General features: G+C 59.4%; 11 protein-coding genes. 3 read left to right on the top strand and 8 right to left on the bottom strand.

All coding sequences use genetic code 11. The features are described from left to right. Positions 1–272 precede the first annotated feature (272 nt). The 3 genes from betA to betI form a co-directional block, all read right to left on the bottom strand. Positions 273–1,976: a choline dehydrogenase gene (betA, locus tag PSH79_RS25725; protein ID WP_305440230.1), complete on the bottom strand. Its 1,704-nt coding sequence runs from the start codon at positions 1,974–1,976 to the stop codon at positions 273–275. Between the two features lie 153 nt (positions 1,977–2,129). Beyond that, the gene (gene betB / locus PSH79_RS25720) at positions 2,130–3,602 is read right to left on the bottom strand and encodes a betaine-aldehyde dehydrogenase (protein WP_305440229.1); all 1,473 of its coding nucleotides are present in this window, start codon (positions 3,600–3,602) and stop codon (positions 2,130–2,132) included. 89 nt (positions 3,603–3,691) lie between these two features. Then, a complete protein-coding gene (betI, locus tag PSH79_RS25715; RefSeq protein ID WP_025108530.1) occupies positions 3,692–4,285 on the bottom strand; it encodes a transcriptional regulator BetI in 594 nt (197 codons plus the stop codon). Positions 4,286–4,770: 485 nt separating this feature from the next. On the opposite strand from betI, the gene PSH79_RS25710 reads away from it, so the two are divergent. Next, positions 4,771–6,711 (top strand): BCCT family transporter, encoded by a 1,941-nt coding sequence (locus PSH79_RS25710; RefSeq protein ID WP_305444084.1) that lies wholly within the window; start codon positions 4,771–4,773, stop codon positions 6,709–6,711. Positions 6,712–6,891: 180 nt separating this feature from the next. Here PSH79_RS25710 and choV read toward each other — a convergent pair whose 3' ends face one another. From choV to PSH79_RS25695, 3 genes are all read right to left on the bottom strand, one after another. Next, on the bottom strand, positions 6,892–8,070 hold the full coding sequence (gene choV / locus PSH79_RS25705; RefSeq protein WP_016772804.1) for a choline ABC transporter ATP-binding protein: 1,179 nt from the start codon (positions 8,068–8,070) through the stop codon (positions 6,892–6,894). Continuing rightward, positions 8,067–8,912, bottom strand: a complete 846-nt coding sequence (choW, locus tag PSH79_RS25700) for a choline ABC transporter permease subunit (RefSeq protein ID WP_305440227.1) — start codon at positions 8,910–8,912, stop codon at positions 8,067–8,069. The genes choV and choW overlap by 4 nt, the downstream gene beginning before the upstream one ends. A 66-nt stretch (positions 8,913–8,978) precedes the next feature. Further along, the gene (locus tag PSH79_RS25695) at positions 8,979–9,926 is read right to left on the bottom strand and encodes a choline ABC transporter substrate-binding protein (RefSeq protein WP_305440225.1); all 948 of its coding nucleotides are present in this window, start codon (positions 9,924–9,926) and stop codon (positions 8,979–8,981) included. A gap of 436 nt (positions 9,927–10,362) precedes the next feature. Here PSH79_RS25695 and PSH79_RS25690 point away from each other — a divergent pair, with 436 nt between their 5' ends. Next, on the top strand, positions 10,363–11,739 hold the full coding sequence (locus PSH79_RS25690; RefSeq protein ID WP_305440224.1) for an L-serine ammonia-lyase: 1,377 nt from the start codon (positions 10,363–10,365) through the stop codon (positions 11,737–11,739). 514 nt (positions 11,740–12,253) lie between these two features. Beyond that, positions 12,254–13,357 (top strand): GlxA family transcriptional regulator, encoded by a 1,104-nt coding sequence (locus PSH79_RS25685; protein ID WP_007949927.1) that lies wholly within the window; start codon positions 12,254–12,256, stop codon positions 13,355–13,357. A gap of 113 nt (positions 13,358–13,470) precedes the next feature. Here PSH79_RS25685 and PSH79_RS25680 read toward each other — a convergent pair whose 3' ends face one another. Both PSH79_RS25680 and PSH79_RS25675 read right to left on the bottom strand, forming a co-directional pair. After that, positions 13,471–13,734 carry a hypothetical protein gene (locus PSH79_RS25680; RefSeq protein WP_007962640.1) on the bottom strand — a complete coding sequence of 88 codons (264 nt, stop codon included), beginning with the start codon at positions 13,732–13,734 and terminating at the stop codon, positions 13,471–13,473. Positions 13,735–14,079: 345 nt separating this feature from the next. Continuing rightward, entirely contained in the window at positions 14,080–15,243 is a 1,164-nt protein-coding gene (locus PSH79_RS25675; RefSeq protein ID WP_305440223.1) for a gamma-butyrobetaine dioxygenase, read from the bottom strand. Positions 15,244–15,259: the final 16 nt, after the last annotated feature.

Below are 15,259 nucleotides of genomic sequence, written 5' to 3'. Positions count from 1 at the left end.
TTGTTATGGAGTAGCGGGGCGAAGCGATTCGGCGGGGAGGGGTGAAACGGTTGCGCGAGGTCTAGAGTAGGCCTGCGTTGGGGGTAGGATCAAGTGAATAGGGGGTGTAGGAGGATTTACTGTGCAGCAGGGGAATTTGTGCTGTATGTCAGGGCCTCATCGCTGGCAAGCCAGGCTCCCACAGGTTTTTTGCTGAACACAATATGTGTGAACGACACAAAACCCTGTGGGAGCTGGCTTGCCAGCGATTAGCCGTGAAGCGGTGTTATGTCTTACTGAGCAACCGGCGTGATATCACGCATCGGCTTGCCCTTCACCGGCGCATCGCCCGCTACATAGTAAGCGGCGGTGCTACGCGGCAGCGGCTTGCGACCACGGATCTTGTCGGCGATTTTCTCGGCCATCATGATCGTCGGCGCGTTCAGGTTGCCGGTGGTGATGATCGGCATGATCGAAGCATCGACCACACGCAGGCTCTGCATGCCGTGCACGCGACCTTCGCCATCGACCACAGCCATTTCGTCGGTGCCCATCTTGCACGAGCAGGACGGGTGGAACGCGGTTTCGGCGTGCTCGCGGATGAACTTGTCCAACTGCTCATCGGTTTGCACTTCGATGCCCGGGCTGATTTCGCGGCCACGGAAGGCGTCCAGTGCAGGCTGTTGCATGATTTCACGGGTCAGGCGGATGCCGTCGCGGAATTCCTGCCAGTCCTGCTCGGTGGCCATGTAGTTGAACAGGATGCTCGGGTGCTGGCGCGGATCCTTGGATTTGACCTGGATGCGACCACGGCTCGGCGAACGCATGGAACCCATGTGTGCCTGGAAACCGTGTTCTTTCACACCGTTGCTGCCGTTGTAGTTAATCGCGACCGGCAGGAAGTGGTACTGGATGTTCGGCCATTCGAATTCCGGACGCGAGCGAATGAAACCGCCGGCTTCGAACTGGTTGCTGGCGCCGATGCCGGTGCCGTTGAACAGCCACTCGGCACCGATGGCTGGCTGGTTGTACCAGAGCAGCGACGGGTACAGCGAAACCGGTTGGGTGCAAGCGTATTGCAGGTACAGCTCAAGGTGGTCCTGCAGGTTTTCACCGACGCCCGGCAGATCGTGAACGACCGGGATATCGAGCGAGTTCAGCAGTTCGGCAGGGCCGACACCGGAACGTTGCAGAATCTGCGGCGAAGCGATGGCGCCGGAGCACAGCAGGACTTCTTTGCGTGCTTTGACTTCAACACGCTCTTCAGCGTCGCCAACCAGATAACGCACGCCGACGGCACGCTTGCCTTCGAACAGAATCTTGTCCGTCAGGGCGTGGGTGACGATGGTCAGTGTCGAACGCTTTTTAGCGGTGTCGAGGTAGCCACGGGCGGTGGAAGCACGACGGCCATTCGGCGTCACAGTGCGGTCCATCGGGCCAAAGCCTTCCTGTTGGTAGCCGTTCAAGTCTTCGGTACGCGGGTAACCGGCCTGCACGCCGGCTTCAACCATGGCGTGGAACAGCGGGTTGTTGCCTGCCTTCGGCGTGGTCACGCTGACCGGGCCTTCGCCACCGTGGTAGTCGTTCGGGCCGATGTCGCGGGTTTCCGCTTTGCGGAAGTACGGCAGGCAGTCCAGATACGTCCAGTCTTCCAGACCTGGCAGCTTGGCCCAGCCGTCATAGTCCATCGCATTACCACGGATGTAGCACATGCCGTTGATCAGCGAAGAGCCGCCGAGGCCTTTGCCGCGACCGCATTCCATCCGGCGACCGTCCATGTGTGGCTCTGGATCGGTTTCGTAGGCCCAGTTGTAGCGACGGCCTTGCAGCGGGAATGCCAGAGCAGCGGGCATTTGCGTACGGAAGTCTAAACGGTAATCCGGGCCGCCTGCTTCGAGCAGCAGAACGGTGACGCCAGCGTCTTCAGTCAGACGGGTCGCCAGGGTGTTACCGGCCGAGCCGGCACCGATGATGATGTAATCGAATTCTTGGGACATTGAATGCACCCTCTTTGAAGTTGGTCAGGTCGGGCCTTGACGAGTGCTGCGCACTCGATTCGCGAGCAGGCTCGCTCCCACAGGAGACATATTTCAATGTGGGAGCGAGCCTGCTCGCGAAGACGGCCTCACGAGCAATACAGGGCTCGGTTCTTAGAACACCGAGACGTAATCGCCCAGCTCGACCTGTACCGATTTGATGCGAGTGAAGTTGTTGAGCGAGCTGATGCCGTTCTCACGACCCACGCCCGACTGCTTGTAACCGCCCACCGGCATTTTTGCGTCGGACTCGCCCCAGGCGTTGATCCAGCAGATACCGGCTTCCAGTTGATGAATCACGCGGTGAGCGCGGTTCAGGTCTTTGGTGACGATACCGGCGGCCAGGCCGAAGTCGGTGTCGTTGGCGCGGCGGATTACTTCTTCTTCGGTCTCGTAGGAGAGGATCGCCATGACCGGGCCAAAGATTTCCTCACGGACGATGGTCATTTCGTCGGTGCAGTCGGTGAACACGGTTGGCGCAACAAATGCGCCTTTGGCGAGTTCGCCTTCGGTCAGACGCTCGCCGCCGCACAGGACGCGGGCACCTTCTTCTTTGCCCTTGGCGATGTAGCCGATCACGCTTTCCATGTGCGGGAAGCTGACCAGCGGGCCGAAGTTGGTGTTTTCGTCTTCCGGGTTGCCGATGCGGATGCGCGCAACACGCTCAACGATCTTGGCTTCGAAAGCGGCTTTCAGGTGGCTCGGTACGAACACGCGAGTGCCGTTGGTGCAAACCTGACCGGAGCTGTAGAAGTTGGCCATCATGGCGGTGTCGGCGGCGCGATCGAGATCGGCGTCGTCGCAGATGATCAGCGGGGACTTGCCGCCCAGTTCCATGGTCACGTCTTTGAGCGACGAAGCCGAAGCGCTGGCCATTACTTTCTTGCCGGTGTCGGTGCCGCCAGTGAACGAGATCTTCTCGATGCGTGGGTGCTCGGTCAGCCAGGTGCCGACTTCGCGGCCGCTGCCGGTCAGAACGTTGAACACGCCATTCGGTACGCCGGCTTCAGTGTAGATCTCGGCCAGTTTCAGGGTGGTCAGCGAGGTGACTTCGCTTGGTTTGAAGATCATCGCGTTACCGGCCGCCAGGGCTGGTGCGGATTTCCACAGAGCGATCTGGATCGGGTAGTTCCACGCGCCGATACCGGCCACGACGCCCAGCGGCTCGCGACGGGTGTAGACGAACGAAGTGTCGCGCAGTGGAATCTGCTCGCCTTCAATGGCCGGCACCAGGCCTGCGTAGTATTCCAGCACGTCGGCGCCGGTAACGATGTCGACGTACTTGGTTTCAGAGAACGCTTTACCGGTGTCCAGCGTTTCCAGAGCAGCCAGTTCATCGTTGCGCTCGCGCAGGATGTCGACGGCGCGACGCAGGATGCGCGAACGCTCCATGGCGGTCATCGCGGCCCAGATTTTCTGGCCCTTTTCGGCGCTGACCACAGCGCGCTCGACGTCTTCCTTGGTCGCACGTTGCACTTGTGCAAGGACTTCACCGTTAGCCGGGTTGATGGCTTCGAAGGTGGCATCGCTGCCGGCGTCGGAGTACGCACCATCGATGTAGAGTTTTTGCAGTTCGAAACGGGCCATAGTGTCCTCGCAAGTGCATTGGTTGTTGGCGTTGACCACCGCGGTGAAGCTACGGTGGCGGTTCAGGGGCCGAGCGTTTTCTCTGTGCTCTAGCTCACCTGCTTGGCCAATTGGAAATCCATGTATTCGTAAGCGATCTGTTGCGCCTGCGCCGTGTCGAAAGCGTCTCCCGACAGTGCGCCGCGCAACCACAAACCGTCGATGAGGGCTGCGAGACCCCGGGCGGCGCTGCGCGCATCTTCGAGCGGCAACACACGGCGGAACTCGCAGCACAGGTTGGAATACAGACGGTGATCGTTGATCCGCTGCAACCTGTGCAAAGACGGCTGGTGCATGCTGGTGGCCCAGAAGGCCAGCCAGGTTTTCATTGCCGGGCCATTGACCTGGCTGGCGTCGAAGTTGCCTTCGATGATCACCTGCAGATGCGCCCGTGGGCTGCTGTCTGCCAGCGCCTGACGGCGCGCGGTGACGTTCTCGCTGAGGACATTCATCAGATACCGCATCGTGGCGGCAATCAGGCCGTTCTTGTCCTGAAAGTAATGACTGATGATGCCATTCGAGACACCGGCCAAACGGGCGATCAGCGCAATGCTGGCGTCCCCCATTCCGACCTGATCGACCGCCTGCAAAGTGGCTTCGATCAGTTGTTGGCGGCGGATGGGTTGCATACCGACCTTGGGCATCTTGCACATCTCCTTAGGCCTTCCGACGGGCGAATAACGCTTATCGGATTGAGGGCCAGTCTATTTTGTTTTGATTGAACGTTCAATCAACAAAGAATAAGATCTGCGACAAATCGTCGCTGCCTACAGATTTTTTCTGCTTGTAAATGGCGATAAACCGACATCCGAAAATGCTTGAAACCTGCGTGGGGCATGGCGCGGTTCGCTGTTCGATGGACGTGTTGAATGGGCAAGACGCTCAGGGCCAGGTTTCGGATGAACGTCCGTACTGCTTTGGCCACGAAAGCGATTCGCAGCGCCATTTCGGCAGGTTCGGGCTTTTTTCGGGGTGTCTTTATATCACCCGCCGGTCGGCTGCCAACTAACCGATTGGTCGGGTTCCGTGTTGCCTTGTGTTCTTCTCTCGCACTGCCTGGAGCATTTGTGCCATGAGTTCTGCCTCGCTTATAAAGACCCCGCCCGAGAAGGTGACGGTCAACGGTTGGGTGTTTTACACCTCTACCGCGCTGATTCTGTTGTTGACCGCCATTCTGATCATCGCCCCGCAAGAGGCCGGCAGACTGCTGGGTATCGCTCAGGCCTGGTTGTCGCGCAGCTTCGGCTGGTACTACATGGTGGTGATCGCCGCTTACCTGGTGTTTGTGGTGGGCCTGGCGTTTTCCTCCTACGGCAAACTCAAACTGGGCAGCAAGGACGACACCCCGGATTTCAGTTACGGCGCCTGGGCGGGGATGCTGTTCTCGTCGGGTATCGGCATTTCGCTGCTGTACTTCGGTGCATCCGAGCCGCTGGATCACTACTTCAATCCGCCGGAAGGCGCATCGGCCACCAACATGGCTGCGCGTCAGGCGGTGCAACTGACTTTCCTGCACTGGGGCCTGCATGGCTGGGCGATCTACGCCTTGGTCGGTTTGGCTGTGGCTTACTTTGCCTACCGTCATAACCAGCCGCTGGCCCTGCGTTCGGCGCTGTATCCGCTGGTGGGCGAGCGCTGGGTCAAAGGCGCGGCCGGTCACGCGGTGGACGGTTTCGGCATGTTCGTGACCCTGCTGGGTCTGGTGACCAACCTGGGGATCGGTGCCCTGCAGGTGAGGTCGGGCCTGGAAAACCTCTTCGGCATGGAACACACCGATGCCAACCTGCTGATTGTGATCATCGTGATGAGCACCGTGGCCACCATCGCTGCCGTGTCCGGTGTGGAAAACGGCATCCGTCGTCTGTCCAACCTGAACATCGTGCTGTTCAGCGGTCTGCTGATTTTCGTTCTGTTGTTTGGCCCGACGCTGCACCTGCTCAACGGCTTCGTACAGAACATCGGCGATTACCTCAACGGCATCGTCCTGAAAACGTTCGACCTTTATGTGTACGAAGGCAGTGGCGAGAAATCCGAGCGCTGGATGGGCCTGTGGACTCTGTTCTACTGGGCGTGGTGGATTTCCTGGGCTCCATTCGTAGGCATGTTCATCGCGCGTATTTCCCGTGGTCGTACCGTGCGTGAACTGGTCGCCGGCGTGCTGCTGATCCCGCTGGGCTTCACCTTGGCCTGGCTGTCGATCTTCGGTAACTCGGCACTGGATCTGGTGATGAATCAGGGGGCGGTTGAGTTGGGCAAGACGGCGCTGGAGCAGCCGTCGATGGCGATCTACCAAATGCTTGAACACTATCCGGCGTCGAAAATCGTCATCGGTGTCTCGATCTTCGTAGGTTTCGTGCTGTTCCTGACCCCGGCCGACTCTGGCGCGGTAATGATGGCGAATCTGTCGTGCAAGGGCGGCAACGTCGACGAAGATGCGCCGCACTGGCTGCGGATTTTCTGGTCGGTGGTGATTACCCTGGTGACCATCGGCCTGTTGTTGGCCGGTAACTTCGAAGCCATGCAAACCATGGTCGTGCTGGCCGGTCTGCCGTTCTCGGTGGTGTTGGTGTTCTTCATGTTTGGCCTGCACAAGGCAATGCGCCAAGACGTGCAGATCGAACAGGAGCAAGCGCAACTGGCTGAGCGCGGTCGTCGTGGTTTCAGCGAGCGTCTGACGCAGCTGGATCTGCAACCGAGCCAATCGGTGGTGCAGCGTTTCATGGACAAGCAAGTCAGCCCGGCGCTGGAAGATGCGGCTGCGCAAATGCGTGCGCAGGGCCTGGAAGTGCAAACGCTTTTGGGTAAATCCAAGCGTTGCATGGGTGTGCGCATCGAGATGGAAGAGGGCAACCCTTTCGTTTACGAAGTGAGTCTGGATGGCTATCTGGCGACGCCGACTGAATCGGTGGAGTCTGAAGAGGCGCGTCAGCGTTTCTATCGCGCCGAGGTGTATCTGCACAACGGCAGCCAGGATTACGACCTGATGGGCTTCACGCAGGATCAGATCACGCGGGATGTGCTCGATCAGTTTGAAAGCCATCGGCAGCTCCTTGGCCGGGTGTACAGCTAAGTAATGAAGGAGGCGGTGTTTCTGTCTGAAGCACCGCGTTGCCTCCTTTAAAAGATCGCAGCCTTCGGCAGCTCCTACATTGATCGCATTCCCCTGTAGCTGCCGAAGGCTGCGATCTCTTGATCTTCACTCAAACAAAAACGCCGCGATCCTCTCGCGGCGTTTTTGTGTCTGCGGGGCTTACCCCAGGTTCTTGCCCAGCAACGCGTGATACAGCTCGCTGTCGCCCAAGATCCCCACCACATGATTGTTATCGTGCAGCACCAGTTTGTTGCCGGTCTGATAACGAATCTGCAAGGCATCGCGCATGCCGATGTTCGAATCCACCAGCGTCGGCTTGCGCTCCAGGCCTTCCACCGCTTGCCCCGGCGCCCAGTTCTGCAGGTTCAGCACCGAACCGTTCTGTCGCGCGCCTTTGATGGTGTTGCCTTCGGCCAGGTCCAGCCACGAGTCGCCGCCCGGATCGAGGCATACCGAACCGTTGATGCGTTTGCACTTGTCCAGCGTGCGCATCAGGCTGCGCCCGCAGAGCACGTTGAGCGGATTGGTGTGTGCCACGAAGGTACGCACATAGTCATCCGCCGGGTTCAGCACGATCTCTTCCGGCACGCTGTACTGGATGATCCGGCCGTCCTTCATGATCGCGATGCGGCTGCCGAGTTTCAGCGCCTCGTCGAGGTCGTGGCTCACAAACACGATGGTCTTGCTCAGCTTGCGTTGCAGTTCCAGCAGTTCATCCTGCAAACCCTGACGGATCAGCGGGTCGAGTGCCGAGAACGGTTCGTCCATCAACAGAATGTCGGCGTCCATCGCCAGCGCACGGGCCAGGCCCACGCGCTGCTGCATGCCGCCGGAGAGTTCGTCAGGCTTCTTGTTACGCCATTGGGTCAGGCCGACCAGTTCGAGTTTTTCATCGACCAGTTTCTTGCGTTCCTTCTCCGGTCGACCCTGCATTTCCAGACCGAAGCTGATGTTCTCGCGCACCGTCAGCCACGGCATCAGGGCGAACTTCTGGAAGACCATGGCGATGCGTTTGGTGCGCATCATTTTCAGCTCGGCCGGGGTGCAGGAAGCGATGTCTATCTGACGGTTTTCATGCTCCACGAACAGCTTGCCGCGGCTCACGGTGTTGAGGCCGTTGATGCAGCGCAACAGGCTCGACTTGCCGGAACCCGACAGGCCCATCAGTACGCAGATTTCACCTTTGTTGATGTCCAGCGTGGCTTTTTCCACACCGACAATTTGCCCGGTCTTTTTCAGGATCTCGTTACGGGTCATGCCCTGATCCAGCAGCTTGAGTGCTTCGCGTGGATCCTTGGAGAAGATTACGTCGACGTCTTCGAAGCGAATTATGCTCATGCGTCACCCCCTACTTTAGCGTCGGGTTGTTTGCAGATACGGTCGAGCATGATCGCCAGCAGTACGATCGCCAGGCCCGCTTCGAAGCCCAGAGCGATATCAGCAGTGTTCAGTGCGTTGACCACCGGTTTGCCGAGTCCGTCGGCGCCCACCAGTGCCGCGATCACCACCATCGACAGCGACAGCATGATGCACTGGGTGATGCCGGCCGCGATGCTCGGCATGGCGTGAGGCAGTTCGATCCGTGAGAGCAATTGGCGGCGCGAGCAGCCGAAGGCCTTGCCGGCGTCCATCAGTTCTTGCGGGACATCGCGGATGCCCAGGTAGGTAAGGCGGATCGGCGCAGCGATGGCGAACACCACCGTGGAGATCAGGCCTGGCACCACACCCAGCCCGAAGAGGGTCAGGGTAGGAATGAGGTAAACGAAGGTCGGTACGGTCTGCATCAGATCGAGTACCGGACGCATCACCGTGTAGAACATCGGTTTGTGCGCGGCGACGATGCCCAACGGCACGCCGATGACCACGCAGACCAGGGTCGCGAACATGACCTGGGCGAGGGTTTCCATGGTTTCCTGCCAGTACCCCAGATTGAGGATCAGCAAGAAGGACGCAATCACAAAAGCAGTCAGCCCCCATTTGCGCTGGATGAAATGGGCGAGGAGGGCAATGAGGCCGATCAAGACAAAAGGGTTGAACCAGGTGAGCGCAAACGTCACGCCGTGGATCATCGTTTCCAGCGTCACGGCGATTGCGTCGAAAGTGTTGGCGCCGTGTTGCGTCAACCATTCAACGAAGCCCGCGATGTACTGGCCTAAAGGTATTTTCTGATCAATCAGCATGGTAGTGAACGTCCGCATGCAAGGAAATAAACAGCCCGGACGGCCGGAGCCGTCCGGCATAAGCGATTACTGAGCAATCTTGGCTTTCACGGCCTCCAGGCCAGGTTTACCGTCAATGGTGGTCACGCCAGCGAGCCAGGTATCGAGCACCTGTGGATTCTTTTTCAGCCAGGCCTTGGCGGCCGCGTCAGGCTTCATCTTGTCGTCGAGGATGTTGCCCATCAGTTCACTTTCCATGTCGACGGTGAACTCCAGGTTCTTCAGCAACTGGCCGACGTTGCTGCATTCGGTGGCGTAACCCTTGCGGGTGTTGGTCGCCACCGTCGCGGCGCCGAAATCCGGGCCGAAGAAGTCATCGCCGCCGGTCAGGTATTGAATCTTGAAGCGCTTGTTCATCGGGTGCGGCGCCCAGCCGAGGAAGACCACGGCGGTGTCGCGTTTCTGCGCGCGGTCAACCTGCGAGAGCATGCCCGCTTCGGAGGACTCGACGACTTTGAAGCCGGCGGTTTTCAGGCCGAAGGCATCTTTGTCGATCATGCTCTGGATCAGACGGTTGCCGTCGTTGCCAGGCTCGATGCCATAGATCTTGCCGTCGAGTTCTTTCTTGAATTTGGCGATGTCGGCGAAGTCATGCAGACCTTTGTCGTACAGGGCTTGCGGCACGGCGAGGGTGTACTTGGCGCCCTTGAGGTTGGTGCGCACGGTTTCCACGGTGCCGGCTTCGCGGTAGGCCTTGATGTCGTTTTCCATGGTCGGCATCCAGTTGCCGAGGAACACGTCCATGTTCTTGCCGTCGGCCAGCGACTTGTAGGTCACAGGCACGGAGATCATGGTGGTCTTGGTCTTGTAGCCGAGGGCGTTGAGCACGACGGAGGTGGTTGCCGTGGTGGCGGTGATGTCGGTCCAGCCGACATCGGAGAAGTTAACGGTACTGCACTGCGCCGGTTCTGCGGCTTGAGCCAGTAACGGCAGACTCAGCATGGCGGCCAACAACAACGACGGGGAACCTTTCATGGATGGACTCCTTGGTGTTTTTTTTGGCAGTGTTCCGACTGTGGACCACCGCACTTATAGGTTGCGGTTGGATGGCGTTCTGGAGACAGCTCTACCACGGCGCCTTGCAATCGAGTCATAACGATCATGTACCAGTGAAAATCTGACGCCTACAGGGGGCGTCGTATCCAGTACAGGGATGGTCGCATCCAGTGTCAGTGACGTCGTTTACAGCTTTTTTCAGCCCCGTTTGGCCATCTGAACCGCATAAAAACGGCGAAAACCGGGGACGAAAGCGCTACGGCGTTAGTGGGCATGAGTGCGTCGGTGTCAGACGCCGTGCGACCCGACAAAAGCCTGATGATGCCGGCATTCCGGCGGATCGCAGCTTGAGCGTAGCAGCTCCGCCAGTGGGCGCTTCACGCCCCGGACCGGCATCCTCAGGAGCTCTGCAGCAATGGCTATCAGCGTTTTCGACCTGTTCAAAATCGGCATCGGCCCTTCCAGTTCTCACACCGTCGGGCCAATGCGCGCCGCGGCATTGTTTGTCGAGTCGCTGCGCAGCAAGCATCAGTTGGAGCAGGTGCGCCGGGTTGAAGTGCAGCTGTTCGGCTCACTGTCGGCCACCGGCATCGGTCACGGCAGCGACAACGCGGTGATCATGGGCCTGATGGGCGAATGGCCGGACGCAATCGACCCTTCACAGATCGGCCCGCGCATCCAGGCCTTGCGTGAAACTCACACCCTGCTTTTGGATGGTCGCCTGTCGGTGCCGTTTGTCTGGGCTCGCGACATGCGCCTGATCGACGAGAACCTGCCGTTCCACCCCAACGCCATGACCCTGGTTGCCGAGGGCGATCACGGTGAACTGCATCGCGACACCTACTATTCAGTCGGCGGCGGTTTTGTCGTAGATGAGGCGCAGGCGTCCAGCGGTGTGGTCGATCTGGATCGCACCGAGTTGCCTTATGACTTTTCCAGCGCCGTCGAGCTGTTGGAACTGTGCAAAAAGAACAACCTGCGCGTTGCCGAATTGATGATGGCCAACGAAAAGGTCTGGCGCAGTGAAGAAGAAATTCGCGCCGGACTGATGACGCTGTGGCGGGCGATGCAGGATTGCGTCGAGCAGGGCCTGAAACACGAGGGCATCCTGCCTGGTGGTTTGAATGTGCGGCGGCGCGCAGCGAAGTTGCATCGCAGTCTGCAAGAGTTGAACAAGCCCAATGTGATCGGCTCGACCCTGAGTGCGATGGAGTGGGTCAACCTGTTTGCACTCGCCGTCAATGAAGAAAACGCCGCCGGCGGGCGTATGGTCACGGCACCGACCAATGGTGCGGCGGGGATCATCCCGGCGGTGTTGCACTACTTTATGAAGTTCAGCGAAGCGGTGACTGACGCCAACGTGGTCGATTACTTGCTGGGCGCGGCGGCGGTGGGAATTCTGTGCAAGAAGAACGCCTCGATCTCCGGCGCCGAAGTCGGTTGTCAGGGCGAGGTCGGCTCAGCCTGTGCGATGGCGGCGGCGGGGCTGGCGGAGATTCTGGGTGCTACGCCGGAGCAGTTGTGCAACGCGGCGGAAATCGGCCTGGAACATAACCTTGGCCTGACCTGCGATCCGGTGGGCGGGCTTGTGCAGGTGCCGTGCATCGAGCGCAACGCGATTGCGGCGGTGAAAGCGATCAACGCGGCGCAGATGGCTTTGCGTGGTGATGGTCAGCACTTCATTTCGCTGGACCGGGTGATCCGCACCATGCGCGATACCGGGGCCGACATGCATGACAAATATAAAGAGACGTCGCGGGGTGGGTTGGCGGTCAGTGCTGTGGAGTGCTGAGACCGCATCGGCCCAATCGCGAGCAGGCTCACTCCTGCAGGGGAACGCATTCCAAATGTAGGAGTGAGCCTGCTCGCGATAGCGTCAGACCAGTCAAAACTGCTCGCTAACGGAACATACACAACTGCAGGCGCCACCTTTTAGCGCGTCGCAATCAGACAAGAGTCTTTCCCACCTGTTACATGCGCTCAGCTCCTCTACCGTCCGTCACCCGTGCCATGGGTGACACTCTCCCCAAACTGCGCGCAGGCCAGTTCCCACAAGTGCTACCGATTTGCTCACAGGCTACGGGGCAGGGCTTTCGCCAGCGCTGATGGCACTTCGAAATTCCTTTCGTCGGACGTCTCGAATAGACACGTCGCGACGTCGTTTTCAGGAGTTATTGAACGGCCATTCAATTTTAGGCATGGCATTTGCTCTGTCATAACAAAGCCCGTCTCCCACGCGAGACCGATGGCAATAACAAGAGCCTCCGCCTGAGGCCATCACCCGCTTTGTGTGAGGAGATACCGCGATGACGTCGTTCAACTCCGGGGCCCAACCCCAGAACCGTGCGCCTCAATCCATCGGCTTTCTGCTGCTGGACAATTTCACGCTGATTTCCCTGGCTTCCGCAGTCGAACCTCTGCGCATGGCCAACCAATTGTCCGGTCGGGAGCTGTATCGCTGGAGCACCCTCACCGTCGATGGCGGTCAGGTGTGGGCCAGTGACGGTCTGCAAATCACCCCCGACGCCTCCATGCACAAGGCGCCGCCGCTGGACACCGTGATCGTCTGCGGCGGCATCGGTATTCAACGCACCGTTACCCGTGAGCACGTCTCATGGCTGCAAAGCCAGGCGCGTCAGTCCAAGCGTCTCGGCGCGGTGTGCACCGGCAGTTGGGCGCTGGCCTGCGCCGGCCTGCTCGACGGTTTCGATTGCAGCGTGCACTGGGAATGTCTGGCGGCGATGCAGGAAGCTTTCCCGCGCGTTGCCATGAGCACCCGTCTGTTCACCCTCGACCGTAACCGTTTCACCAGCTCCGGCGGCACCGCGCCGCTGGACATGATGCTGCACCTGATCAGCCGCGATCACGGCCGTGAACTGTCCGCCGCGATCTCCGAGATGTTCGTCTACGAGCGCATCCGCAACGAACAGGATCACCAGCGCGTGCCGCTCAAGCACATGCTTGGCACCAACCAGCCGAAGTTGCAGGAAATCGTCGCGTTGATGGAGGCAAATCTGGAAGAGCCGATCGACCTCGACGAACTGGCGGTGTACGTCGCCGTGTCGCGTCGACAGCTTGAGCGCCTGTTCCAGAAGTACCTGCATTGCTCGCCGTCACGCTACTACCTCAAGCTGCGTCTGATCCGCGCCCGGCAACTGCTCAAGCAGACACCGATGTCGATCATCGAAGTGGCTTCGGTGTGTGGTTTCGTGTCGACGCCGCACTTCTCCAAGTGCTACCGCGAATACTTCGGCATTCCGCCGCGTGACGAGCGCGTGGGTTCCAATACGACACAGCAAGTGGCGATGCTGCCGCTGCCGCAGGCGATCGTGATGTCGCCGTTGTCGGGGCCGATGTCGGCGTTGAGCCAGGCGCGGAACGAGTCTACGTTTGCCAGTGTAAGGCTGTAGACCGCGTCATCTTCATCGCTGGCAAGCCAGCTCCCACAGTGTTTTGTGCCGAACACAAAACTTGTGTCCGCCACTGATCCTGTGGGAGCTGGCTTGCCAGCGATGGCGGTTTATCAGGCGCTATGGCTTTGTTGGTAATCCGCCAATGCCGGCAACAACTGCTTGTCGATGGCCTGACGCACCGCCGGTTGAATGCTTGCGCCGCTGGTGTACATGTCCTTGACCATCTTGCGCAATTCGAACGCGCGAACGTTATCCAGCCCACGCACCGCACACTCACAAGCCTGCTCGGCCGTGGAACCGCTCGGCACTTGAAAACCCAATGCCTTGAGCTGTCCCAGCAGGTCTTCCTGATCGATCAAATCGGCATACATCATGAGGCGAATCCTTCTTCGGCAACGGAGGTCGTGGCTCGATTCTGGTAGGCAAGGGGAGGGACGGCAAGGGCGATTTGTCGCAGTGGCCGCGACGGCTATGAACAGGTCGTTTTCGGCTAACTCGTCTTAAAGGTGAGTGGGCACACTGACTTCAGCTTGCAACACGAAGGTTTGGTCACCCTCGCACGGCAGCTCCTCAACAGTACCCTCTGCCCCGATCCTGTCACGGCTGGTATCGGGGCTTTTTTTGGACTGGTGAAAAGCAAAAGATCGCAGCCTTCGGCAGCGCCTACAGGGAACGCATTCCAATATAGGAGCTGCCGAAGGCTGCGATCTTTTAGCGGTCTAGCGCTGCAACACGAGAATCCGCGACAACAACTCATCCCGGTCGACATAGCAGCCCTGAAAATGCCGCGCCCCGGTGGCGGGATCAAACGCATTGCGCGCATGCAACGTACGGCGGTTATCGAAACACCACAACTCCCCCGCATTGAGTCGCTGTATCAACCGAAATCGCGGCTCGCGAGTCATCGCGATAAAGCGTCGATAAGCCCGGTACAACCGTGGCATTTGCTCGACCGACGTATCGAACGCGCCGCGCAGAAAGTTTGCCATGCGGATTTCCGCTACGCGTCCCAAGGCGTCCAAAGCGATGATCGGCGCCAGGCAGCGATAGTCGCTATGACGATCCTTGTTGCGAAACTCCACCGCGATTTCACACAGTGCCTGAAACGACGCCGGGTCTTCTTCACGCAAGGCATCGGCAATCGCAAACCCGTCGACAAAGATGCTCTCGCCACCCTCGGCGTCGTTCACCAAGCAATGCAGAAACTGCAGCCCCGGTTGCAGCTCGCGTGTCGGCAAATCCGTGTGCAGTGGCAAGTTGAAAGCGGTGTAGGCGTTGCTGTCGGCGTCGGCTTTGGATTGCACGTTGAACAGCACGCCGAAGTTGCTTTCGCGGATGAAGGAAATACGCTGCGCGATGAGTTTCAGCGAGCCGGTTTCGGTGGGCACGCCGCGCACCTGAGTCAGACCAATATCGCGCACGGCGAGCAGCCATTGCAGCAGCGCTGCGTTGTCGTTCATCAGCGCCGAGTAATCGAACACCGGCAACTGCAAGTCACTGCGCCAAAGATAAGGTTTGGGTTTGGCGGCCAGGCGTTCGGCGCGGGATTCGTCATCATAAGCGTGGGCGCGCAGCCAGCCCGGATCGAAGCGGCTGAGATGACCGTCCTGCCAGTCAATGCGCAGACAGCCTCCGGTGTCGATATAAGCAGCAACAGGGGCCAGATTCTCGGCGGCATCGACGCTCTCGAAAACCTGTTCGCGGGTGACGTTGTAGACGCACTGTTCGCACGGGCAGTTATCCCGCAACCAGACATGATGAAACGGGCTGATGCGGCCATCGGCCCAGGCAATCGAAACGCGATCCGCCAGGCTCTGCACGCCGCTCAGCGCGCTGATCAACGGATAAGTACGGAAGTCGGCAACAGCGGCAGCGGTGTTCATGGCGGCTCCTTGCGAT

Source organism: Pseudomonas sp. FP2196 (assembly GCF_030687715.1).
Lineage (GTDB): Bacteria > Pseudomonadota > Gammaproteobacteria > Pseudomonadales > Pseudomonadaceae > Aquipseudomonas.
This window is presented reverse-complemented; position numbering and strand designations above follow the sequence as displayed.